This is a genomic window from Halomonas sp. MMSF_3323, from assembly GCF_030733595.1.
Classification (GTDB): Bacteria; Pseudomonadota; Gammaproteobacteria; order Pseudomonadales; family Halomonadaceae; genus Halomonas; species Halomonas litopenaei.
The window spans coordinates 1-23,234 of the sequence record NZ_JASHIT010000027.1; the positions used below are offsets into that span (position 1 = coordinate 1).

Annotated in this window: 19 protein-coding genes and 1 other RNA gene; 4 read left to right on the forward strand and 16 right to left on the reverse strand. The window is 57.6% G+C overall.

Features of this window, described 5'->3' with window-relative positions; all coding sequences use genetic code 11:
• Positions 1-443: 443 nt before the first annotated feature.
• The 8 genes from RBB39_RS14205 to dnaX form a co-directional block, all read right to left on the reverse strand.
• Entirely contained in the window at positions 444-926 is a 483-nt protein-coding gene (locus RBB39_RS14205; RefSeq protein WP_306169160.1) for a hypothetical protein, read from the reverse strand.
• Between the two features lie 63 nt (positions 927-989).
• Positions 990-1,832 (reverse strand): hypothetical protein, encoded by an 843-nt coding sequence (locus tag RBB39_RS14210; RefSeq protein WP_306169161.1) that lies wholly within the window; start codon positions 1,830-1,832, stop codon positions 990-992.
• A gap of 1,306 nt (positions 1,833-3,138) precedes the next feature.
• The gene (locus RBB39_RS14215) at positions 3,139-4,317 is read right to left on the reverse strand and encodes a site-specific integrase (protein ID WP_306169162.1); all 1,179 of its coding nucleotides are present in this window, start codon (positions 4,315-4,317) and stop codon (positions 3,139-3,141) included.
• A gap of 81 nt (positions 4,318-4,398) precedes the next feature.
• The gene (locus RBB39_RS14220) at positions 4,399-4,527 is read right to left on the reverse strand and encodes a hypothetical protein (protein WP_306169163.1); all 129 of its coding nucleotides are present in this window, start codon (positions 4,525-4,527) and stop codon (positions 4,399-4,401) included.
• Positions 4,528-4,581: 54 nt separating this feature from the next.
• On the reverse strand, positions 4,582-5,715 hold the full coding sequence (rnd, locus tag RBB39_RS14225; RefSeq protein ID WP_045993211.1) for a ribonuclease D: 1,134 nt from the start codon (positions 5,713-5,715) through the stop codon (positions 4,582-4,584).
• 36 nt (positions 5,716-5,751) lie between these two features.
• Positions 5,752-6,357 (reverse strand): recombination mediator RecR, encoded by a 606-nt coding sequence (gene recR / locus RBB39_RS14230; protein WP_045993210.1) that lies wholly within the window; start codon positions 6,355-6,357, stop codon positions 5,752-5,754.
• Between the two features lie 92 nt (positions 6,358-6,449).
• Complete coding sequence (locus RBB39_RS14235; protein ID WP_045993209.1) at positions 6,450-6,776, reverse strand: YbaB/EbfC family nucleoid-associated protein; 327 nt, start codon at positions 6,774-6,776, stop codon at positions 6,450-6,452.
• 39 nt (positions 6,777-6,815) lie between these two features.
• Positions 6,816-9,161 carry a DNA polymerase III subunit gamma/tau gene (gene dnaX / locus RBB39_RS14240; protein ID WP_045993208.1) on the reverse strand — a complete coding sequence of 782 codons (2,346 nt, stop codon included), beginning with the start codon at positions 9,159-9,161 and terminating at the stop codon, positions 6,816-6,818.
• Between the two features lie 282 nt (positions 9,162-9,443).
• Between dnaX and RBB39_RS14245 the strand changes: the two genes are divergently transcribed.
• Positions 9,444-10,721, forward strand: a complete 1,278-nt coding sequence (locus RBB39_RS14245) for a hypothetical protein (protein ID WP_253028336.1) — start codon at positions 9,444-9,446, stop codon at positions 10,719-10,721.
• 18 nt (positions 10,722-10,739) lie between these two features.
• On the opposite strand, the gene RBB39_RS14250 is transcribed toward RBB39_RS14245, so the two are convergent.
• From RBB39_RS14250 to RBB39_RS14265, 4 genes are all read right to left on the reverse strand, one after another.
• Complete coding sequence (locus RBB39_RS14250; protein WP_108447622.1) at positions 10,740-11,771, reverse strand: histone deacetylase family protein; 1,032 nt, start codon at positions 11,769-11,771, stop codon at positions 10,740-10,742.
• A gap of 209 nt (positions 11,772-11,980) precedes the next feature.
• On the reverse strand, positions 11,981-12,724 hold the full coding sequence (locus RBB39_RS14255; protein ID WP_108447621.1) for a tellurite resistance TerB family protein: 744 nt from the start codon (positions 12,722-12,724) through the stop codon (positions 11,981-11,983).
• Between the two features lie 249 nt (positions 12,725-12,973).
• Positions 12,974-14,344 (reverse strand): NAD-dependent succinate-semialdehyde dehydrogenase, encoded by a 1,371-nt coding sequence (locus RBB39_RS14260; protein WP_108132613.1) that lies wholly within the window; start codon positions 14,342-14,344, stop codon positions 12,974-12,976.
• A 170-nt stretch (positions 14,345-14,514) separates the two neighbouring features.
• Positions 14,515-15,540, reverse strand: coding sequence for an aldo/keto reductase (locus RBB39_RS14265; protein WP_045993203.1), 1,026 nt, complete (start codon positions 15,538-15,540; stop codon positions 14,515-14,517).
• Here RBB39_RS14265 and RBB39_RS14270 point away from each other — a divergent pair.
• Complete coding sequence (locus RBB39_RS14270; protein ID WP_045993202.1) at positions 15,539-15,730, forward strand: hypothetical protein; 192 nt, start codon at positions 15,539-15,541, stop codon at positions 15,728-15,730. The genes RBB39_RS14265 and RBB39_RS14270 overlap by 2 nt on opposite strands.
• Positions 15,731-15,760: 30 nt before the next feature.
• A complete protein-coding gene (locus RBB39_RS14275; RefSeq protein ID WP_045993201.1) occupies positions 15,761-16,723 on the forward strand; it encodes a hypothetical protein in 963 nt (320 codons plus the stop codon).
• A gap of 1,556 nt (positions 16,724-18,279) precedes the next feature.
• On the opposite strand, the gene RBB39_RS14280 is transcribed toward RBB39_RS14275, so the two are convergent.
• From RBB39_RS14280 to ffs, 4 genes are all read right to left on the reverse strand, one after another.
• A complete protein-coding gene (locus RBB39_RS14280) occupies positions 18,280-18,759 on the reverse strand; it encodes a hypothetical protein (protein ID WP_157033062.1) in 480 nt (159 codons plus the stop codon).
• Between the two features lie 740 nt (positions 18,760-19,499).
• Complete coding sequence (locus tag RBB39_RS14285) at positions 19,500-20,621, reverse strand: PAAR domain-containing protein (RefSeq protein ID WP_162197830.1); 1,122 nt, start codon at positions 20,619-20,621, stop codon at positions 19,500-19,502.
• Positions 20,622-20,879: 258 nt separating this feature from the next.
• Positions 20,880-21,353, reverse strand: a complete 474-nt coding sequence (locus RBB39_RS22775) for a DUF6538 domain-containing protein (RefSeq protein WP_342586440.1) — start codon at positions 21,351-21,353, stop codon at positions 20,880-20,882.
• A 71-nt stretch (positions 21,354-21,424) separates the two neighbouring features.
• Positions 21,425-21,521, reverse strand: an RNA gene (gene ffs / locus RBB39_RS14295) — signal recognition particle sRNA small type.
• 324 nt (positions 21,522-21,845) lie between these two features.
• Between ffs and RBB39_RS14300 the strand changes: the two genes are divergently transcribed.
• Positions 21,846-23,069, forward strand: a complete 1,224-nt coding sequence (locus tag RBB39_RS14300) for an acetyl-CoA carboxylase biotin carboxylase subunit family protein (RefSeq protein ID WP_045993197.1) — start codon at positions 21,846-21,848, stop codon at positions 23,067-23,069.
• The last annotated feature ends 165 nt before the right edge of the window (positions 23,070-23,234 follow it).

A 23,234-nucleotide genomic window follows, 5' to 3' on the forward strand; every position in this document is an offset into this window, starting at 1 on the left:
TCCACTAAGCAATAGGTGGACACCTACCGTCATCGAAGTCGGAGCTCAACGGAAGGTGTGTTCACCGGCCGGATACGGACAGGAGAGACATACACCAAGCTCATTTTGAATAGGTTGTGCATGTAAGGATGCCTCACCCTCGAATGCACGCCGAAAGCCTACCCTGCAACTGAAAGCGGAAGGCTCTCCACTTCAAACTATAAAGCCATCCCTGCCAAGCACCTTAAATTGGCGAGGACTGTTGCCCAGCGCACAAGGATTAATCAGACTTTATAGTTCACATTGAAAGCACGCCTGTTTGACATCTGGCAGTATTCTTACAACCTGTTATCCAGTAGGGAACGCACTCTCAAATTTGAATAGGTGCCCATATAGCGCTTAGGAGGACGCAGAATGGACGCTGAAAACTACCCTGGCAGTTGGTGGGCAATTCTCCGCATAGCCTAAAGGGCTAATTCTTGCAGTGCTGACAGGTCTTTTACCTTGTGGTAATAAGGTGACAGCGTAATATCCTTTCGAGAAGTCTCAGAAAGGTCTTGAAACATTCTAAATTGCCGTTCAAGAGTGGCTTGGCATTTGGTAGCTGAAGGACGGTAAGCGTAAAGAGGGTTAACAAAAATCTTAAGCCATCCTACAGGGACACTCTTATCTGTCCTGCTGCTTTCTACCACCACCAAATGTTCCACCTGACGAAGTGAACGAAGAAGGTTCCCACCATCATTGATATGCAGCTTCTTCATCAATTCTGTCTTTTCCATGAAGACCACGTTCTCATATTCGATCAATGGAACAAGCTTCTTCATGAATTGCCAATGAGGCTTGGGGAACTTTCTGTAGGTATCGAACGTCTTTGCATGAAGCTTGTCGATGCCAATAATCTGATCAATGTTGTCTAGCAATTCACCGCTGTATGCTTTCTTTTTCATAATGTTTAAATTCCTCTGCAATGTCTGTTAATTCCCCACGTAGACACCGCAGAGGATGTCCCGTTATGCTGCTTCTAAAAATTCTTTCATCGCGTTGCGATCTTCAATGCCTTCCTTACGACTCCGCAGTACCCACTGTCGGTATTGATCAGGGTTTTCTTGAAGGTCATCTTCAATGTATTGTCCGTAGTTGTCATCGACATGGTTGTCTGGATCAATAAGCCAGTCAGTATGCTTGGCAAGATCACTAACACTAGGCTTAATCCAAGCATTCAAACATACACTGCGAGCCGTATTAACATTGCAGGAGGTATGTTTAGGACTGTAATGCTTAAAAGCAAGATCAGGATGAATGAGAACCTTAATATGCCCTCGTTTCATTCCTTCTTTCTCGGTGTACACTCGAATCGCCCAACCAGCAGTCTTAAGAGTACGCATCACGTTCTTTTCATTAACACCAAGAGTCTTTGCCAACCCTTTCTTAGTGTCGATAATGATGTTTCGGTACACCAGACCATCAATAAGCTTTATAAGAACCTTTGTCATCGGTGCTGTATAGGCTTTCTTCTTCTTATTAATGTCATGCTCGAAGCTATCATGTCCATAAGCTTGTTTTACACGAGAGAAAGTAACAATCTTTCTTTTATCTACACCTTCCATATATGCATCAAGCTGGTACTTAGAAGTAAAAAGCTCAGGAGCAATGGTTGTCCTACGATACTCTTTAACATCTTCTTCACTGATATACTCTTCAGCTTTGTACTCAACTGTCTCATACTCGACTTCTTCAAGAATCTCACCAGTCCTGAAGTCAACACGATCCAGCAATTTATCTTTGGTCAAATCCCAATCAGTATCAACACGGATCATGGAATCATCATTTTCAAAAGTATCGTAAGTCATCATTGTAATCTCTCCTGTATTAAGTGTTTGGCATAGCTATCCCCCACCGTGATGGCTAGTCACAGTGTTCAAAGATTTCGCTGCTTAAGAGTTGTCTTGCTAAAGTGTTCAGAAGAATTTCTAGTAGGGTCCGTTCTAAGGGAAACTGAACACCTATCGAGATACAGAGTCTAGACACGAAGATTCCCAGCATTCTCCTTTAAGGAGGCTGGTTCAAAGGTATCTATAGGCTGTATCTATCAGGGTACTACTAATTGATTAGAAATTAATTGAAAAAAGTTTCAATTTTGACACCAGAAAAGCACGAATAGGCTGTTTTGGAATTTTTCTAATTCATCTAAGTGCTTGATATTGCTGGATTGAGGTAAGAATTTAATTTCTTATCCTTCTAATATCAATATAGCGGAATTATTCTCATTTGTCAACCCCTCTCAAATGGGTGACATAAACATTTCTCCCACAACTCTAAATTAACACGGGTTCCAAGTCTGTCAAGAGGCTATCTTTCTTAGACCTTGGTAGGAGGTATCAGGAGTTGTGATCAGTACAGACCTTTTCATGGGACGTCTATTAGTGACTCACTTTTAGTAAAAATGATTACTTAATCGCTCTGTAACCCGCATGGTTGAGCCATTCTTAAAAAATCCTATACTTATAGATAAAAGTTCTTTTTAGGGATTTGGTAAGGGTCTGTTGAAGTGCTTGGCGAAAGCCAGATATTCAACACGAGATACCAGGGACTAGAGAGGACACTAGAAGACAGAGGGGATAAAGGATGAAACCAATCCCCGACCTTTAGAAAGTCCCTCTTAGGATTCCTTAGAAGACACCTACAGTACCGTGTTAAACCTTGTCTACCGACAGTGTACTTAACAGACATTGTAGATACCTTAGAAGGTGAACACGGTTGTATGCCATCAACCATCGTGTTCCATTAGAAGAATCCTTCTAAGACTTTATACTCCTTGGTGTGTCCTGTCGGAGACATTACTTCAACATTCCTTACCAGTAACCTATAAAATCATTTCTAGGCAATTCTATACCCTATTTCTGTTGCTATCTTTAAGAGGCATAATTTACCGTCTCAGAATAGATCGTCGTTTTTAAGGTATAAATTCCCCGCATTTTACCGTATATACTTCCAAATCACTCTATTACCTACAGTGTTAGGATTCCTGACGGGTATAAAATACCTTGTATAGCTCTAAAACTCTCTGTAAGGCTCTCTAAGCGTTTCTATACTTAACATGGGTGATTTATCATGTTGGGATATATCGTTGCTTAGAAAGCCTTATAGGAGCTTGTAGGGTTATATTAAGCCCCTATCCTGTAGTGAAGGTATCTTATTAACTACCTCTACCAGACTTCTAGGATCATTCAAACGCTTACCATATACATCATAGGTGATGGAATTAGTAGAATGCCCTAACAGGGCTGCTGCAAGGGATACATCTACACCTTCTGTCTTGAGACAATGGCTTACTGTATGTCTGAAGCTATGAAATGTCTTATTGGGACCAATATCAAGGCTTCTAAGAAGCTTACCAAACCACTGTGACAACTGTGCGGAGAATGAATTACTCTTGGTTATTCTCAACATAGGGAATACCCTTTCATCCTTGACAGAAGAAACATAATCCATGAATCCAGTGTTAATCAGTTCTTGGTGTATTGGTACTAACCTTTCTGAATAACCATTCTTCAGTCTCTGGTAAGGCTTATCTTCTCTGAAGTGAATACACCATACATCATTGACCTTGTAAATATCATCTTTGCTTAACATACATGCTTCATTGATTCTACAGCCTGTATAGTAAGCAATGTAAGGAACCCAATATCTATCTGGTCTAATGTTAGGTGCTGTCTCCAGTGTTAGGAAGATCCTCTTAAGGTCTTCTCTGGTGAATACATCACGGTAAGATGATGCTTGTTGCTTACGCTTTATCTTGATGCCTCTAAAGACATTGCTATCAACATACCCTTCCCTTTCACACCAACTGAAGAATGAAATGATATTAGAACAGTAATTGTTAAAGGTGGTGACAGATATGGTCTGATCAGGATACCCCTTCTTAGGAAGCTTCAAAGCTTTATCTCTGAAGGTTCGTACATCATTCTTGGTGTAACGATCTACCTGTTTATCTCGTGTAAGGGTAATGAGGAGCTTAACAGCGTACTGAGTCTTATATATGGTGCTGGGGAGGACTTCAGACAGGGATTGATGATGTTCATGCTTTGCTAGGAGGGTAGACAAGAGAAGTCTCTTATCCGTCTTGGTGGGCTTCTTAGGAGGGCGTACAGAAGAACCCTCCCCAAGCATCGAGAGGGCTTGTAGAAACGCTTCAGGCTGCCTTCTGAGGGCTTCCCTTTTGAGTTTGGTCCCTAATGACCTGCGCAGTTCCCTCTTTCCGTAGAGGCTTCTCTGGCTGTCATTAAGAACCATTCTCAGATAGAACGTACCATGTCGATCTCTTACTAGGTAGGCCATTCTGTATCACCTTTATGGATTACAAGGGTTTACAGAACCGGCTTTCCATTTCTAATCAACAGTTTACAGACATGCCGTCAATTACATCTCGTCCTTGCGCGAGCTCTTGAATATCTCGCACAGCATCTTGCCCTGCATCGTCGTCATGTCGGTCTCATCGGGCGCCACCTGGGCTGCCCTGTCGGTCTGGTGGGCGTCCTTTCGATTCATCGAACGCCTCGTCGTTGCTGTTAGTGTTTCGTCAGCCTGGTCGAGTCCTTCTTTCTAGCCGGCTTGGGCCAACTCCCCCAGGGCTCCTTCAAGGCGCTCATTAAGTCGTTCGCCACGCCAGCCACTGGGCAGCGGCAGCGGCTGGTTGCGCAGGCTGGCGGTGACCAGGGCTTCCAGCTCACGCCGGCGCAGCAGCACCTCGGGGGCGACGCCCAGCGACTCGGCGTCGAGATTGACCACCTTCTTGAGCGCCTTCATGCGCGCCTTGAACGGCGGCAAGGTTGGTGCCAGTGGCGCAGGTGCGAGCTCCGAGACCTCTCGGTGGGCGGCCTGCTTGACCATCGCCAAGAGGGTGTCGCCCTCTCGCTTGATCAGGGTCGGCTTGACGCCCTCCACCGCCGCCAGGTCATGACGGTTGGCCGGCATCTTCTCGGCGATGGCGTAGAGCACACGATCCTGAATCACCCAGTTGCGCGGCAGGTCCCTGGCCCGGGCCTCGCCCTCGCGCCAGGTGGTCATCAGGCGGTAGGCCTCGACCTGACGCGGGGCCAGCCGCCATAGCTGACGCTGGCGCAGGTACCACTGGCCGTCGCTTTCGCTGGAGCGCTGCGACTGGGCCACCAGGTCGGTACAGTCCTCCAGCACCCACTCGAGTCGACCGTGGCGCTCCAGCGACTCACGCTGGTGCTGCCACACCATCAGCAGGTAGACCACGTCCAGCGCCGCGTAGCTCAGCTGGGAATCGCTCAGGGGGCGCTCCAGCCAGTTCGAACGGGTCTCTTCCTTGGGCAGCGTCTCGCCCACCCAGAACTCCACCAGCCGCTGGTAGCCCATGGCGGCGTCTTCGCCCAGGAGCCCCTGGGCCACCTGGGTGTCGACCAGCGGCGTCGGCGCGACCCCGGCCCAGTGGCCGAATACCTCGAGGTCCTCGCTGCTGGCGTGCAGGAGCTTCAAGGCGTCATTGGTCAGCAGTTGCCGGCAACGCTCGGTGCAGGCGACCTCCAGCGGGTCGATCAGATAGGTGGCGTCGCCACCGTAGATCTGGATCAGTGCGGGAACCGGGTGAAAGGTCTTCTCGCGAAAGAACTCCGTGTCCAGCGCCAGTACCGGTGCCTGGGACAGCGCCTGGCAGGCGTCGTCGAGAGCGTCGGCGCTATCGATCCATCGAATATCAGGGATTACAGGCATTCAAGCATCCATTTGAGGCAACAACGTTCGCCCGACTTATTCACTGTCGAAGGGCAGGCGACCGGAAAAGGCGCGGCTCAAGGTCCCGCCGTCGACGTACTCGAGCTCACCCCCCATGGGAACACCATAGGCCAGACGCGACAGACGTGCACCGTGGCGCTGGATCTGGGTGGCGATATAGTGGGCGGTGGCTTCGCCTTCCACGGTGGGATTGGTCGCCAGCACCACCTCCTCGATCAGACCTTCTTCCATCAGGGTCTCGAGCTGATCGAGACCGATGTCCTCGGGCCCGATACCGTCCAGCGGCGACAGGTGGCCGTGCAACACGAAGTAACGTCCCTGAAAGCCGCCGGCCTCCTCGATGGCCAGCATATCCGCCGGCGACTCGACCACACACAGCAGGCTGTCGTCCCGACGCGCGCTCTGACAAAGCCCGCACAGCGGCTCTTCGGTCAGGGTCCGGCAGCGCTGGCAGTAGCCTACCCTTTCGACCGCCTCACGCATCACCTCGGCCAGACGCTGGCCGCCTTCACGCTGGCGCTCCAGCAGGTGCATGGCCATGCGCTGGGCGGTCTTGGGCCCGACGCCCGGCAGCACGCGCAGTGCGTCCATCAATTGCTCGACCAGGGGAGAAAAACTCATGGGCAAACTCGTCCAGCGCCGGGCAAACACTGCGTCCGGCGGATACACTCTCGCCCAGGCCAGTCGCTGGCCCGGGTCGCTTCAGGGTCGGCTCAGAACGGCATCTTGAAGCCGGGCGGCAGGTTGAGGCCCGAGGTCACCTCTTCCATCTTGGCCTTGGAGCTGGTCTCGACCTTGCGCACGGCGTCGTTGACCGCAGCGGCCAGCAAGTCCTCGAGCAGTTCCTTGTCCTCTTCCATCACCGACGGGTCGATCTCGACCTTGCTGACGTCATGGCGGCCGTTCATGGTCACCTTGACCATGCCGGCGCCGGCTTCACCCAGCACCTCGGCCTTGGCGATTTCTTCCTGGACCCGCTGCATCTTGTCCTGCATTTCCTGGGCCTGCTTCATCAGGTTACCCATTCCACCTTTCATCATGGTCCGATCCTCTCGTTTTAAACTGTCAGGCGCAGACGCTCAGCGTCTGGCCTTGCGGGTCTCGCCGGCGGGGGTCACGGTGGACTCCACCAGCCTGGCGCCGAATGTCTGCTGCAATTGTTGAATATGGGGATCACGCTTCAAGGCCTCAACCGCTTCGGCGTGGCGTTCCGCTGCCAGGCGTTCGGCCATCTGCCGCGGAGTCTCGACGCTGGTGTCGAGCTGACGCACCTCGATCTCGAGTCGACGGGGATACCCCAGGGCCTCGAGCGCATCGCGAATCCGGTTCTGGTGAACCTCGGCGTTCATCGCCGATTGCGACGGGTCCAGATGCAGATGTAGCCGTTCACCGTCGTCGGCGGCCACCACGCAGTGGGCGGCAAGGTTACGGGTCAGGCCCGACACGCCAAGATCGTCGAAGTGGGCCAGCCAGGCGCTGTGAGTCAGCGCCCCTGTCGGCATCGCGGTAGTCTCGCCAGCGGCGGGCTCTGCGGCGTGCTGCTGGTGCTGGTGCTGGTGCTGGTGCTGGTGCTGCGGCGCCTCGTCGACCATCACCTCGGCCGCCCTCTCCTCGACCTCGGCGTCGGGCTCAAGGCTTGGCTCTGCGCTTGGCCCAAAGCTTGGCTCGGGGCTGGGCTCTTCGCTACTCGCTTCGCCCCCGGCGACCGCAGGCGTTTCGGCCAGGTGCGGTTCAGTCGGGAGCGGTTCGGTCGGGAGCGGTTGGTCCTGAGTAGACGCCATCGCTTGCCCGGCCTGGGCCTCGGCGGACGGCGTCTCGGCCGGGCCGACCGGCTCGTTCGAGACGGTCGGTGCCGGCTCGCTGGCAACGGCGGTGGGCGCCTCAGCGCCCGGCGTAGGGTCCTCGGGAGCACCGCCCTCCCAGGGCGGCGGCACGTCACTGGCGTGGTTGTTCGCACGATAGTCGGCTTCGCCGCCACTATCATCGCGACTGTCTGGCGCTTCACCCGGCATGGGCGCTGGCCCATCGACGGGCGCCGGCGCGGCATCGACACTGGCCTCGACCGGCGCCGCCGTCTGCGCCTGGGTCTCGGACGAGGATGGCGCACCAGGCTCGGGCTGTGGTTCAGGCTGCGGTGCGGGCTGAACGTGAGGTTGAGGCTGAGCTTGGTTCTGAGCTTGTTTCTGGGCTGGGGTCTGAGCTTGTGTCTGAACTTCGGGCTGCGGTTCGCTCCGAGAGTCAGGCAGCGCGGCAGACGGTGAACCCGCCTGCGGCGCTGCCTCGCCGCGCATCGGCAGCGGCGTCCGGGCGGGCCTGGGCACGCCCTGGGGACGAAACGCCAGCATCCGCAGCAGGGTCATTTCCAGGGCGGTACGCAGGTCAGGGGCGTGGGCCATGTCGGCACGTCCCTGTACCCCGATCTGATAGTAGAGCTGCACGTCCTCGGCGGCGAAGCGCCCGGCCAGTTCAAGCAGCGCCTGACGGTCGCCGTGACCGTTGTCCAGCGCCGACGGCACCATCTGACCGATCGCCAGGCGGTGCAGCACCGCCGTCAGATCGTCGAGCACCGCACCGAAGTCCGGACCCTGCTCGGCCAGGCTCGCCACCTCCTGGAGCAGCCGCGCGGCGTCCACCTCGGCCAGCGCCTCGATCAGCGCCAGCACGTGGCGATGGTCGAGGGTACCGAGCATGGCGGCGACGTCGGCGTGGCGGACCTCACCCTGGCCGAAGGCGATCGACTGGTCGGTCAGACTCATGGCATCGCGCATGGAGCCGGCGGCGGCCTTGCCCAGCAGCCACAGTGCAGACTCCTCGAAGGGTACCTGCTCGGCTTCCAGCACCTTGGACAGGTGGCCGACGATACGCTCCGGCGGCATATGCTTGAGGGTAAACTGCAGGCAGCGCGACAGCACCGTGGGCGGCAGCTTCTGCGGATCGGTGGTCGCCAGCAGGAACTTCACATGGGGCGGCGGCTCTTCCAGGGTCTTCAGCAGCGCATTGAAACTGCTGGTGGAGAGCATGTGCACCTCATCGATGAGGTACACCTTGTAGCGACCCTGGGTCGGCGCGTACTGAACATTGTCGAGCAGCTCGCGGGTGTCCTCGACCTTGGTCCGGGAGGCGGCGTCGACCTCGATCAGGTCGACGAAGCGGCCCTGGTCGATGGACTGACAGCTATCGCAACGGCCACAGGGGGTCGAGGTCACGCCGTCGTCACCTTCCCCCTTGTCGGTGCAATTGAGGCACTTGGCCAGGATACGCGCCAGGGTCGTCTTGCCGACACCTCGGGTCCCGGTGAACAGGTAGGCATGGTGCAGGCGGCCCTGGTCCAGGGCATTGACCAACGCCCGCTGGACATGCTCCTGCCCCACCAGTTCATGGAAGGTGCGAGGCCGCCATTTGCGGGCCAGTACCTGATAGCTCATTGAACGTTCTTTCCTGCGGCTGGGCTTTGGGCCAGGCGACCCGCTGAGACAACGCGGCGGGAGCGAGGCGGCGTGGCGGTCACGCGACGGTGTTTCCCGCCCGATGGTCGTGGCATTCTACCGGGTGGGGCCTTGGGCGCAAAGGCCAAGGGGGGTTCACGCCGTTGAAGCGGCACCTTACACCTGTGCGCCCGTCTGGCGTTGCTCGCATCCGCCACTGGTGAGAGGTACCCGCAGCCAACCGACGGTAGCGTCCCGCCTTCCATTGCCACAGGACCCTTCATGTCTGACTCCGCGCCCACCTCCTCCGAGACGCCCCCCACCGCGAATCGACGGCTATCGCCCTCACGGCGACTGAAGGTGCTGCTGACGCTGGCCATCGTCGCGGTGATGGCACTGTCCTGGCTCGATGTGCTCGACCGTGCGACCCAGCGCCAGGTAGAGGGCGCCACTACCCAGGCGCTGCTCGCCTTCGCTGCCGCCCGGGGGCTCAATGCGGGCATCTCGGTGCTGCAGTCCACCGAGATGGGCGTTGGCGTGTCGACCCATCCCTTCGAGGCGCTGGACCCCTTCAACGACCTGGTGGAGGACTACGCCAGCGTGATGAAGCTGGCCATCGGCTCACTGATCGGCCAGACCCTGCTGCTGGAAATCACCGGCTCGCTGATGTTCAAGATCGCCCTGAGCCTGGCCGGTGCCTTGCTGATCCTGTGCCTGTGGCGAGACTGGCGGCTGACGCCACTGGCGTGGAAGGCCTTCGCACTGATCGGACTCGGCCGGTTTCTGCTGCTGCTGACACTGGTGGCCAGCACCCTGGTGGATCAGGCGTTTCTCGATGAGCGCACCAGCGCCAGCATGGCCGAGGTCCAGGGCCTGTCCGAAGAGGTCCAGGCCACCGGCCTGGCCGAGGCCGGCGATGCCTTGACGCCACAGCAGCGCGAGCGGCTTGAGGCCGAGATGGCCGATACCGACCAGCGACGCCAGCAACTGCGCGAATCGCTGATCGAGACCAATCGACAGATCGGCAAGGCCGAGGACGCGGTGGAACAGAGTCGCGGTCGGCTGTCGCTGTTGACCGCCCGGCTGAGTCTGACCGAGCGCCTCAACCCCTTCCACGACAACCCCGAGATCGAGCGCCTCGAACAGCAGCTTGGCCAACGGCGACAGCGCCTGGCCGGGCTCACCGACGAGCGCGAGGGCCAGCTCGCCGAGCTCGCCGCAGTGGACCGCGAACGCGATACCCTGCGCCGCCGCCTGGCGGGCGAGGACCCGGACGAAGGTCTGTTCGACGGCCTGGCCGAGCGCATCGGAGCCCTCACCGACGGCCTCAGCATCAGCGCCATTCAGAGCCGGATCGAATCCGGCACCAACGCCATCCTCCAGTTGATGGCGCTGTTTGTGATGCGCACCCTAGTGATTCCGCTGCTGTTTCTGTGGCTTGGGCTGAAGCTGTTCAAGGGGCTGTATTCGCGGCCCGGGGCATCGCTTCGCCTACCACCACCCGCACCGGAGCGGGTGATCCATCCGCCGCCCCAGGCAGACGTCGAGTCGCGAGACTGAACGCCGCCCCCTGGAAGCCTAGGCGCCCTGGAAGCCCTGAAGCACCTTGGCCACATTGACGCCGATCTCTTCCACCGCGTAGCCGCCCTCCATCAGGATGACGGTGGGTAGGCCCAGGCTTGCCAGGCGCCGCCCCATGTCGAGGAAGTCATCGCTCTTGAGGCGGAAGCTCGAGATGGGGTCGCCTTCGAAGGTATCGACACCCAGCGACACCACCAGAAGGCTTGCCTGCTTGTCGCTGATCTCGGCCAGGGCAAGCTCCAGGCGCTCGCGCCAGGTGGCATAGTCGGTACCCGGCGGCAACGGATAGTTGACGTTGTAGCCAAGCCCCGGCCCCTCGCCCTTCTCGTCGGCGTGGCCGAGATAGTAGGGAAAGCACTGGTCCGGGTCGCCGTGGATCGACTGGGTCAGGACATCGTCACGGCCATAGAAGACCTGCTGGGTGCCGTTGCCGTGGTGGAAGTCGACGTCGAGGATCGCCACCCGAGCGTGACCATCGTCGAGCGCACGCTGGGCCACGATGGCCGCATTGTTGAAAAAGCAGTAGCCGCCGAACTGATCACTGGCGGCGTGATGACCCGGCGGGCGGCACAGGCCAAAGCTCGGCTGGCCGCTGGAAGCGGTGTGCTCGTAGGCCGACAGCGCCACGTCCTTGCTGGCCATCGCCGCCTCGAAGGTACCGGGGGAAATCGAGGTGTCGCCACCGAGCGCATAGTAACCAAGCTTGCCACCGACATGGCCGGGAATACGATCCTCGCGCATGGTACGCGTCGGCCAGATGGTAGGGATGGCCTCGCCGCCGTGACCGGCTGCCTGCCATTCATCCCAGCAGGTCGAGAGAAACTCGACGTAGGCTGCATCATGCACCGCCAGCACCGGCGCCAGGCCGTGCTCCCTCGGTGCGGCGACCGGTCCGACACCGCTGTCACGGAGCTGTGCGAGCACCAGGTCGACCCGCTCGGGGCACTCGAAGGGGGTCATCAGCTGGCCATCGTGGAGTTCGGTCCTGGCACGACGCAGCTTGGTCGCTTCACTGTGGTACACCTGCATGCTTGCATTATTCCTTTTGTTGACCGGCGACGGGGTGACCGACAACGCCTTCAGCGCAAATCGGGCGTACGCATTGTGCCGCCAGGCCCGTCAACAAGGGAAGCCCGGCGACCGGCGCCGGGCTTCATCATCAAGAGGCTTTTCTGTCAGGGCTCTTGTCAGGGCTTGCTTGTCCGAGGGCTTCTCAAGCAGTCGTGCGTGGCCCTAGCCTAGCCCTGCCCCTCCAGCTGGCGTTCCAGTTCGCGACGCACGTTCTCGTCCAGCGACAGCGCGGTGCCCAGCTCGTCCAGCCAGGCACGCTCCATGGCATTCTGGTCGTCGATCACGGCGGCGCTTGCCAGGTACATCTCCCGCGCCGCCTGGGGCGAGTCGGCCTGACTGGCAAGGGCATGGGCGTCCAGCGGCGCCTGGAGCTGACGCTCGACCCAGGCATGCAACTCATCATCGGCCCCGAGCTGCTGAATCTGCTCGCTGATCAGGGCGCGCTCCTGGGCGTCGATGTGGCCGTCGGCCCGGGCCGCCATGATCACCGCCTGCAATACCTCCAGGCTACGCCGTTCCTGGGCCTCGCCGCCGAGCTCCTCCAGCGGAGCTCCTTCACCGGATTGAGCCCCCTGAGACGCGGGGGTGGCCTCATCACCGCCACGGGACTTCTGCCAGGCCTTCCAGGCCAGCATGCCGACGCCGGCGATGGCGCCATACTTGATCGCCTTGCCGCCCATGCTGCGGCCGCGCTTGGATCCCATCAGCATGCCCAGCGCGCCGCCCCCGAGCAGGCTCTTCATGTCCATGCCGCCGCCACCGCTGGACGACGACGATCCCCCGGAAAGCTGGGACGAGACGCTGTTGATCAGCCCCTGCACGTCGAAGCCGCCCTTGCCGGAAGACGAACCGCCGGAAGACGAACCGCCGGCCTGTTTCATCAGTTGGTCGAGCAGGTACTTGGCATTCATATCGCACTCCTCCTTGGTCGATGGTCATTGGAAAGCTCGACGACGGCGAGGTTCCCTGGATACGAGCCGCCGTCTCGATTCAACCGCGGACAAGGGCCCATGGCGTCACCATAGACACTGGCACTAGCCTTGGCATCCTGATTTATCCTCGCGGATCGAGCCCTCCTGAACGCAAGAACCCGCCAAGCGAACTTGGCGGGTCCTGGTTCAGCGGCGCACCCCGCTGTCGGCTCAAATGTCGGCCCGGGGTCAGCGTGCCATCTTCACCATCTGGCGGTTGACGAACTCATCCATGCCATCCTTGCCAAGCTCGCGGCCGAAGCCGGAGCGCTTGACGCCACCGAAGGGCAGCTCGGCTTCACTGCCGGGCGGCTCGTTGATGTGGACCATGCCCACCTCGAGACGATTAGCCAGCTCGAGCGCTCCCTCCGGGTTGGAGGTCTGGATCACCGCGCCCAGGCCATAGGGCGTGTCGTTGGCCAGGTCGATCGCGTCCTCCAGATCGGCGGCACGGTAGACCACGGCCACCGGTCCGAACAGCTCCTCCTGGAAGATCCGCATGTCGCGGGTCACGCCGGTCAGCAGGGTCGGGGCGTACCAGGCGCCAGCGCGATCCAGGCGCTTGCCGCCGGTGACCAGGGTCGCGCCCTGGCGGATCGCGTCCTGGACCTGAGCATCCAGGTTGGTCAGCGCCTGCTCCGAGGACATCGGTCCCATCACGGTATCGTCCGCCATGGGATCACCGACCTTGATCTGCTCCACCGCCTCGCGGAAGGCCGCCAGGAAGTCATCGTAGACGGCGTCGTCGACGATGATCCGCTTGGCCGCGTTGCAGGCCTGACCGCAGTTGCCGAAACGTCCCTGCACCGCCTGCTTGACGGCCTGCTCCAGATCGGCGTCGGGCAGCACCAGGAAGGGATCGGAGCCACCCAGCTCCAGCACCACCTTCTTGAGCTGGCGACCGGCCTGCTCGGCCACCGCCGCGCCGGCACGCTCTGAACCGGTCAGCGACACGCCCTGCACCCGCGGGTCGGCGATCAGCTCGCCCACCTGCTCGTTGCTGGCGTAGAGGTTGGTGTAAAGCCCCTTGGGCGCCCCCGCCTCGGTGAAGATGTCCTCGATGGCCTTGGCCGACTCCGGACACTGGGGAGCGTGCTTGAGCAGGATGGTGTTGCCGTTGAGCACGTTGGGGCCAGCAAAGCGCGCCACCTGATAGTAGGGGAAGTTCCACGGCATGATGCCCAGCAGCACCCCGAGTCCCTGCTTGCGCACCTCGGCCTTGGCGCCGCCGGTGACGATGGGCTCCGGCTCCAGCCAGGCCGGGCCGTTGTCGGCGTAGTAGCGGTAAATGTCCACCACCACCGACATTTCGCCCAGGGCCTGGGACTTCGGCTTGCCCATCTCGCGCACGATGATATCGGCGAGCTGGTCACGACGCTGTTCGTGCAGGTCGGCGACCCGGTGCAGCAGCGCCGCACGTTCGGCGGGGGTAACGTCACGCCAGGCCAGATACGCCTGGTGCGCCGACTCCACGGCCTTCAGAATCTCGCCGTCGCTGGCGTCGGGGTAGGTGGCTTCGACCTCTCCGGTCGCCGGGTTGGTAACCTTGTAGTGGCTCATGGCTGTCTCTCCTTGCGGCATGGCTGTGCGACCAGCCTTCGCATGGCGAAGGCTCTCGGCAGATTCAGGGGCTAAACAGCATAGCGCCGGCCCGCCATGGTGGACAGGAGGATTCGACCAGAGTTCGGCGTGGCTGCCGAACAAATTTCTCCCCCAGGCCTGTCGACGCTTCAGTGATCCCCGTCACCACGCGCCGTTGCAAACTCCTCGGTGTCGATATCCGCCTGCTGGGCCTCGCTGTAACGCGCACCGACCACCTGGTCCGCCGTCATCATGGCGTTGATCAGCGCAAGCGTGCCGGCATCCAGCGTCAGCGCCTCGGCAGCCAGGTTCTCTTCCTGGTGGGTGGCTGTACGTGATCCGGGGATCGGTATCACGTCCGCCCCCTGCCCTCTCAGCCAGGCCAGCGCCAACTGGGCGGGGGTGCACTCGCGCTGGCGCGCCAGCGCCTCGAACTCGGCCAGCAGGGCAAGATTGCGCGGGTAGTTGTCGGCACTAAAGCGCGGCATGCCTCGGCGCATGTCGGCTTCCTCGAGCCTGGCGGGGTCACGCAGGGTACCGGTCAGAAAGGCGCGGCCCAGCGGGCTGAACGCCACCAGCACGGTATTCGACTCACGGCAGGCGTCGAGTAACGCGATCTCGGGGTTGCGCGTCCACACCGAGTATTCCGACTGCACCGCCGCGATGGGATGCTCCTGCCGGGCCTGCCTGAGCGTCGCCGCCGACACCTCGGACAGCCCGACCCCACCGATCTTCCCTTCCTGCTCGAGTCGTCCCAGTTCTCCCACGCTCTCCTCGATCGGCACCTGACGATCCCGTCGATGCAGGTAGTAGAGATCCAGATGATCGGTCTTCAGTCGCGAAAGGCTCTGCTCGCATTGGCGGCGCAGCGTCTCAGGCCGCCCGTCGATGCGCTTGGCACCGATCTCCGGGTCGAAGGCCATGCCACACTTGCTGGCCAGGAAGACCTCTTCACGGCGACCGGCAAGCGCTTGCCCCACGACTCGCTCATTGGCCGTCTTGCCGTAGAGGGTGGCGGTATCGAAGTGGCGGTAGCCCACCTCGAAAGCGTGCTGCACCACCCTGACCGCCTCGGCTTCCGGCAACGGACTGCCATAGGCGTGGGACACGTTCATGCAGCCAAGGCCGATGGCTGGCGCCCGCAACCGCTCGAGCCGACGAAGGACGTCTGACATGCAATCTCCCGATCATGTTGATAAAAAACTGACAACCCACATCGAAACGACGGGATTTCCCCTTCTAAGCGTCATCGACAGCCACTACTATCGTATTAGCCTGATTCAGCATACCTGTTTAAGGCTACACCAGTATGCCCGCGAGACGGCCATCGCTTCTGGTAACCCGGAAGCGATTCCCAGCACATAACGATAACCCCTAAAAAGGATAGACAACGCAGTGGACAACCTATCGATTGGCGTGGACATCGCCACCAGCCTGGCGATCCTCGGTGCCTTCGTGTCCTGGACGCTGGACAATCACCGTCAGCGGCGCATGGCTCGCGAGGTCGGCATCAATGACCAGGCCCGCGCCATCGCCGTGACCAAGGTCCAGGAAACCACCATACAGCTGTCAAAAGACTTCAACAGCATGATCACCAACGCCGGCAAGATCGAACGACGCCTCAACCGGCTGTGGAAACAGGATGGTGTGGATGCGGTTCAGCGGCATATCGAGCAGAACGACGACTACCTGGAAGAGGTCGGCGAATACCTGCAGGCGTTCAAGGACGAGGTCTCGCGCTACTACGAGAGCTGCCACGTCCACAAGTACCTGCTGTTCCCGGTCCTCGGCAGCCTGCCCGAAGGCGACGGCATGGTCGCCAGCATCAAGAGCGACTTCGACGATATCGCCCGCTGCCATGACGAGATCAACTCAGGCTACGCCCACCTGCTGCGTGAACTGGAAGGCGCGGTCAAGATTGCCGACCGGCTCGCCAAGGTCGACGAGCAGGATCCCGAGCACGCCGCCCTGAAAAAGAAGCTGGTCAACGCCGTCAGCAGCATCGCCTACGACCCCGACTACAAGGAGTTCATCCACTACTTCATCCCCGACGGCCAGGAAGAAGCCTTCTACCGTGAGTACGACAACCGGGAGATCCAGGACCAGGAGCTGAGCGGCGTGGTCATCGGTAACCTTTACGGCACCCTGATCAAACGCCCTGCCCGCGCCCAGGCCATGTGCCTGCTGCTGGCCCGACAGTCGATCCAGCGCACCCGCACCGAATGCAAGGAGGTGCTGTGCTCACTGAGCGCCGTCGCCAGCGTGCTGCTGTCGCGCAACGAAGAATCCACCCTCTCGGCGGAAATCGCCAAACTCAAGTCCGATGACTACTTTGCCCTGGATCGCGAGATCCGCTAGGCAAGGCAGTATCCGCCTGGGCGAGGAAGAGCCGAGACGAGAAAGACAGGTAGGGGCGCCGAGCAAGGCGCTCCGCTGTGTAAACAGGAAGTTCCTGGTATCGCAGCGCAGGCGGCGCATCTGACGGACGACACACTGCTTGCCGCCGTTGCTGCGGCCAACCACCCTTGGATCCCGGTCTATCTTGCGATAGCCCCCTACTCCTCCGCTCCCAGGTCTGACATCCTCGCCCCCCAACAGAACCTTATTGCCTCATTCCCGCTCAGGCGAAGCGTCACGGTGCCTTCCATATCAGCCAATGAGACACTTGAGCCACGGGTGTTCGAGACCATGCTGGGCGAAGTATTGCAAAGGCAATCAAGCGCCGGCTGATACACGCCAAGGCGTCCCACACGATGATGAAATGAGCCATATCCAGGCCATGATACAGAGCAAGCGCAATGGTGAAGATTGAGTAGTCAGTCTTGGCGCGTGAAGACGCATCCTGGATTGTTGAATATATCTTCAGGGACAACCCCGAGGCGACGCCAAAACTCTTTCACCAGATCAAAGACAAGATAGATCACCTCCCCGACCACCCAAGACGGGAAGGGAACCAGGGACAGGCGAGATGGTCGCCACAGACAACTACGTTGACGTATAGGGTCACGACCTTGGAAGATCATGGTATGTTCGACTGTACTACTTGTGTGCAGTACTTGATGTTGCTGATTTTTCACTTGCCCAATGTCTTCTTGAGGGAGGGCATGTCCTCGATATCGTAGGTGAGTGCTGTCAATATATCAGTTGTTTCCTTGTCTTGTTACATCGGCACAATCAGTGATTGTTCTCACAGTAGAACCAGTGTTCGACTTCAGCTCTCTCACAGAAGGCGTAATGAACCTTAGTGTTTTCCTCAATCGCCTTCTCGACGTTATCTACTATTACCTCTTCAAGCAGGTCGCCTGAGTCATAGACGTAATACCTATAGTTTAGGAAAACATTAAAACTTCTGTTAATCGAGTATATTGATAAACACCTGCGTTCTGAGCAACTTAATGATGCACTGTTAATCCCAGCTTCACGTAATTTTCTGCGAATCAACTTGACCTTTTCACCATTAAGACCATTATTAGGTTTAGTGAAAAATGGCATGACCCGTATGTATCGGCCATCATAAATCTCTTCAAGTTCGCTTAATATTTCCTGCATCCTAACCAAGACGTCATCGGGGGGGTTGTCTTGGCCATAGATACGCCAACAGACTACTAACAAGCAGCAGTACGACACCCCCGATGACTCTCTTTCTCATTGTTTATATTCTCCGGCTTCTGGCTCATGCACAGTCGTGACGCACTTTTGAAGCCACCCTGATTGGATAAGGCGCTGAGGCTACTTGACCTTACCCAGCTTTGGTGGACACCAAAGCTGGGTAAGATCAGCTATTTGGGTGTGATACCTGATCTTATGGATCTTCCACTTGCTCAATACCTTCTTGAGCGAGAGCATGTCCTCGATGTCGTAGGTGAGTGCTGTCAATATATTAGGTGTTTCCTTGTCTTGTTACATCCCTACAATCAATGATTGTTCTCACAGTAGAACCAGTGTTCGACTTCGGTTATCTCGCAGAAGCCGTAAATAATTTCGGTGTTCTCTTCTATTGCCTTCTCAACGCTCTCTACCATTACTTCTTCAATCAGGTACAGCAGGTCATCGGGAACATATTTATAATACTTTGAGTTCCCAAAACCAACAAATCCATTGCCAACATAATGGACTGATAGGCAACTACTCCTATAGCAACTTAATGATACGCGAGCAAGCCACGATCTCCGCATTTCTCTTTGAATCCACTTCACTCTTTCGCTATCAAGACCATCGGGTTCTGCAGTATATGGCCATATAAAAATTGTCTCACCTTCATACATCTCCTCAAGCTTACCAAGTATCCCCTGCATCCTGTCCAAGACGTCATCGGGAGGTTGTCTTGGCCATAGATGCACTAACAGGCTACTAACAAGCAGTAATGCAACACCCCCGATGACTCTCTTCTTCATTGTTTATATTCTCCGGCTTCTGGCTAATGCACAGTCGTGACGTACTTTTGAACCCACCCTGGTTGGACAAGGCGCTGAGGCTACTTGATCTTACCCAGCATTGGTGGATACCAATGCTGGGTAAGATCAACTCTTTGGGTGTAATACTTGACTTTATGGCTCTGCCACTTGCTCAATGTCTTCTTGAAGGAGGGCATGTCCTCGATGTCGTAGGTGAGTGCTGTCAATATATCAGTTGCTTCCTTGTCTTGTTACATCCCTACAATCAATGATTGTTCTCACAGTAGAACCAGTGTTCGACTTGGGTTCTCTCGCAGAAGGCGTAATGAACCTCAGTGTTTTCCTCTATCGCCTTCTCCACGCTATCCACTATTATTTCTTCGGTCATGCTATCAGAATCATATTTGTAATAAATATAGTCACCAAAGATAATAAAACCCCTGTCAATATCATAAACTGATAGGCAACTATGTTCAGAACAACTAAGTGATACGATACTTAACCCCGCCTCCCGCATTTCTCTCCGAATCCATTTAATCCTTTCACTATCAAGGCCATCAGGTTCCGCATTATACGACCGTATCAAGATCATCTCACCTTCATACATCTCTTCCAATTTAACCAGTATCCCTTCCATCTTAGCCAAGACGTCATCGGGGGGGGTGTCTTGGCCATAGATACACCAACAGGCTACTAACAAGCAGCAGTACGACACCCCCGACGACTCTCTTTTTCATTGTTTATATTCTCCGGCTTCTGGCTAATGCACAGTCGTGACGTACTTTTGAAGCCACCCTTATTGGGTAAGGCGCTGAGGTTACTTTCTGCATCACGATGTCAGCCGTGAGTGAGGAAGGTTCAGGATATTCATGGTATAGCTCGAACCCTAAACGTACTGAGAGGTTATCTGTCACATCGTCAAACTTACGCAGACTGAGCCACCAACCAGGAATCTCCGATCTATAAGTGACGTCCTGGTCATCATGCAGAGTGTCGGAGCCCACCTGCTCAAGTCCTGCACCTTCCAGCATCAGCCCTTCAGAAAAGCCACAGTACAGGCTGACGTAGCCGTAGTGGATATTCGCCCAGATATCGTAGTAGTACTCATATTCACCGTATTTGTGGTGCCATCGGTAGGAGGACTTACCGAGTGATGAGAAATCACCATCTTCATTATTGCTGATCCTGCTTTTATGATCCCAATCAGCCCTTTCCCTCACCATCAACGTCCACAGGGCAAGAGCGAATGCCCTACTAGGAACTTTTGGCATCAGGAAGTTACGGATATTCGCCAGCGAGGGATACTCGCCGCTCATGCCATTCAGCTCTTTGGTGAACCCTTCAACGAAAAGCACTCTGCTCTGCCCGTTCCAGATTGACATCATCCGGCCTGGCCGGGACACGGTATTTCGCTGAATCTCGTCTACGATGTACGCAGCCAGGTCCAGTGCTTGGTCAGGATGGTTACAGGGAGCCTCAGCCGGTTCCGTATTGGCGAAGGACTGCCTAATTCCAGCACCAGGATACTGTCTTGGTCGTGACACCGCTGTGTCGTAGTAGGCCTGTGCGGAAGGCTGACGATCATCCCCCAGTGCATGCACGCCATTCATGGAAGAGATCAGCGTTGCTCCGCAGGCAGTATGACAGCCATCAAAGGCAACAGATTTACCATTGACCGTGATGGTAGGGTGCCCCTCGACAATAGGGCAGACACCATGCCCCTTGACTGGACATGCGACCATATCACCAACAACAGCAACCTGCTTTCCGTGGACGATGTAATTCGCTTGACCGGAGACCACTCTTCCACCGTGCGAGCTGTAGTCTCCAACGAAAATTGCTCCATCCCCTGGATTGAACATATGCAGCGCTCCCTGCGCCATCGCTCAGACAAGGGATCATAGTACTGCCGGCAGCAACAACATGATGGCTGATTATATGCAGAACCAACCTGCAGAAACGTTCCTAAATTAAAGAAAAAGCGAACGCCACAATTACGCGGACACTTTGCATTTATTACCTTCGTCAAGTGCCTGCAGTTTATACCCGCCGGACGACGACGCGGCCCCTGGATATCCGACCAGGCGCTAGGCTCTAACTAGTCCCAGATGAGGCCTCATTTAATAGCCGGACAACACCTCCAGCGTCTTGAAGCTGACGCCTTCTCGTTGCTGATGCCGGCGGTAACTCTCGAGAAGCTCTGATAAGCCCGGATAGGCTGGCGCTGCTGGTCCTGCGCTGCGAATCGGTGTCGGCTTGGTCGTTGCCGCCAGAGGCACCACGCCACCACAAGCCTTGTCATCGCCCTCGTTGGCTGCGTGCTGGGTCAGCAGTTCATGGCTCTCCAGCAGTAGTGCAGCCGCCGCGACCATGGCTTCTCGCCGACAGCGAGTCCTTAGCGAACGGCGAATCTCGGTCTTGCCTACGGTTTGCCGCGCCCTTTCCGGCACAACAACGCGAAAGTACCAGATGCCGTGACGGGATCTGAACAGATAGGGAGCGCTGGGACGCCTGGCGCTGGAACGCTTGGAGGGTGTGCAGCTATTGCACGAAGGGAGGGTGTTGCGGGCCACGGGACGCACTGATCCAGGCATCTTTGTACCACTGGGGATCAATGAGGCAGAAGGTCCTGCAGGATCAAAGGCATGGCCTGAAATGGAGGCGGCCCCGACAGCCACATCCCGGCACACGCGTCCACCACTACCGTTGCTCCCTTCCGGGCCTGGCGGGGTTTGCGGTCTAGCGTTGCGGGAGGACCGACAGGGCCACCACAGCAAGGCGAGCTCGACAACAAGGAAATGTCGACTGCCTGAAAACGTCACCGGGCAAGGCCTGAAAAATCAGCCTCTTGCTCAGGACGCGGGCACTATACCAAGGTCATGCCCGGGCCACAAGGGCAAACCCAGTAGACTTTGCCTCAACAGTCATGCAGCGCTCGAAATGTGAGACTTCTACACTGAAGCTGTATGGTGGAAGCACCTTAACGCCTGGGAGCTCATACTCACCAGGCGTCACTTTTTGAGGATGACGACCACGAACAACCAGCACCATTACGCCCACCAACGCCCATTCCAAGGAGGCGCTGCATGAACAAGGATCCCAACAAAGGCTACATCGCACTACTCGGCTGGAGCCTGAACGCCATCGAGGCTGCCGAGAATTTCGACCGTCGCTACGTTGTGGTGGCCCCGGACTGGGCCGAGGACTACTGCAAGCAGCACGATATCCCCTACGTCTCCTGGAACTTTGAACGGCTCAACGACCGCTCGCTGGAAATCGCCGAGACCCTGCGCGACATGGGCGTGGACGTGTCCATTCCGCTGTTCGAGGAAACCGTGGAGTGGGCCGGTGCGATCAACTCAGTGCTACTCGACAACCCGCGCCTCTACGGCCAGTCGCTGCTGCTGCGTGACAAGGCCCTGATGAAGCGGCGTGCGCAGCTCGGCGGTATTCGTGTCGGCATCTTCGAGGAAGCCCACGACCACCAGGACGTCATCCGCTTCCTCAAGCGGGTCAACCAGACCCTGCTCAAGCTCGACGGTGACCCCAACGACCCGATCCACCTCAAGGCCTTCGACAAGGCTGGCTGCCTTGGCCACCGGGTGATCCGTACACCCGACGAGGTCGACACCATCCCGGAAGAGGAATTTCCGGTGCTGATGGAATCCCACCTGGATGGCTGGGAGTTCGCGGTGGAGGCCTGGATCCATGACGGCAAGATCGCCTTTCTCAACATCTCCGAGTACGTGACCCTGGGTTATTCGGTGTTCGTGCCGGCCTCGCCGGAGCTTGAGCGCTACCGCGAGCAGATCCGCGTGCAGATCGAGAAGCTGATCAAGGCCTTCGACATCGATTTCGGCCTGATCCACCCCGAGTACTTCGTCACCAGCGATGGCGAGATGTACTTCGGCGAAGTGGCCTATCGTCCGCCCGGCTTCAAGGTGTTCGAGCTGCTCGAGCGGGTCTATGGCTTCAACGCCTACCAGGCCAGCATGCTGGTGTTCGACCCCAAGACCACGCCCGAGGAAGTCGCCGAGTTCTTCCCGCGCGAAGTGGTCGACGCCAACGGCTTCGCCGGCTGTTTCGGGGTCTATCCGCGCCGCCGTGTGGTCAGCCGTCTGGAAATCCCGGAGTCGGTGGAAGACCACCCCTACTTCGAGTCACACGAGCTGACCGCGCCGCTGGAAGAGACCGTCACCAAGCGTACCGCCTTCGGTACCCACTGGGGCCTGGTCTACTTCAAGGGCGACGACGCCCATACCTTGCGCGACCTGTTGAAGGCACAGGAAGACGAGGACTACTACATCTAGGCCTGCCTGTTAAGCGCTGCCCCGTCGGGGCAGCGCCGCCGGATTGGCGACGCCGCGGCCCGAGCATGCGTATACTGGCGTCGTCCGCTCGACGTGACACGACTCGACCCCCTGATGTAGGGACTGCTGCCGGAACTCCTCCGGGAGCCAACTTCAGGACGACAA

Coding starts and splice junctions, on each gene's coding strand:
- RBB39_RS14255 (WP_108447621.1), bottom strand. CDS start 12,724: ATGAATGCCAAGTACCTGCTCGACCAACTGATGAAACAGGCCGGCGGT.
- RBB39_RS14245 (WP_253028336.1), top strand. CDS start 9,444: ATGTCTGACTCCGCGCCCACCTCCTCCGAGACGCCCCCCACCGCGAAT.
- RBB39_RS14235 (WP_045993209.1), bottom strand. CDS start 6,776: ATGATGAAAGGTGGAATGGGTAACCTGATGAAGCAGGCCCAGGAAATG.
- RBB39_RS14260 (WP_108132613.1), bottom strand. CDS start 14,344: ATGAGCCACTACAAGGTTACCAACCCGGCGACCGGAGAGGTCGAAGCC.
- RBB39_RS14280 (WP_157033062.1), bottom strand. CDS start 18,759: ATGAAGAAGAGAGTCATCGGGGGTGTTGCATTACTGCTTGTTAGTAGC.
- RBB39_RS22775 (WP_342586440.1), bottom strand. CDS start 21,353: ATGCCTGGATCAGTGCGTCCCGTGGCCCGCAACACCCTCCCTTCGTGC.
- RBB39_RS14205 (WP_306169160.1), bottom strand. CDS start 926: ATGAAAAAGAAAGCATACAGCGGTGAATTGCTAGACAACATTGATCAG.
- RBB39_RS14270 (WP_045993202.1), top strand. CDS start 15,539: ATGCAATCTCCCGATCATGTTGATAAAAAACTGACAACCCACATCGAA.
- RBB39_RS14250 (WP_108447622.1), bottom strand. CDS start 11,771: ATGCAGGTGTACCACAGTGAAGCGACCAAGCTGCGTCGTGCCAGGACC.
- RBB39_RS14265 (WP_045993203.1), bottom strand. CDS start 15,540: ATGTCAGACGTCCTTCGTCGGCTCGAGCGGTTGCGGGCGCCAGCCATC.
- dnaX (WP_045993208.1), bottom strand. CDS start 9,161: ATGAGCTATCAGGTACTGGCCCGCAAATGGCGGCCTCGCACCTTCCAT.
- RBB39_RS14220 (WP_306169163.1), bottom strand. CDS start 4,527: ATGAATCGAAAGGACGCCCACCAGACCGACAGGGCAGCCCAGGTGGCG.
- RBB39_RS14300 (WP_045993197.1), top strand. CDS start 21,846: ATGAACAAGGATCCCAACAAAGGCTACATCGCACTACTCGGCTGGAGC.
- recR (WP_045993210.1), bottom strand. CDS start 6,357: ATGAGTTTTTCTCCCCTGGTCGAGCAATTGATGGACGCACTGCGCGTG.
- RBB39_RS14285 (WP_162197830.1), bottom strand. CDS start 20,621: ATGTTCAATCCAGGGGATGGAGCAATTTTCGTTGGAGACTACAGCTCG.
- RBB39_RS14210 (WP_306169161.1), bottom strand. CDS start 1,832: ATGATGACTTACGATACTTTTGAAAATGATGATTCCATGATCCGTGTT.
- RBB39_RS14215 (WP_306169162.1), bottom strand. CDS start 4,317: ATGGCCTACCTAGTAAGAGATCGACATGGTACGTTCTATCTGAGAATG.
- rnd (WP_045993211.1), bottom strand. CDS start 5,715: ATGCCTGTAATCCCTGATATTCGATGGATCGATAGCGCCGACGCTCTC.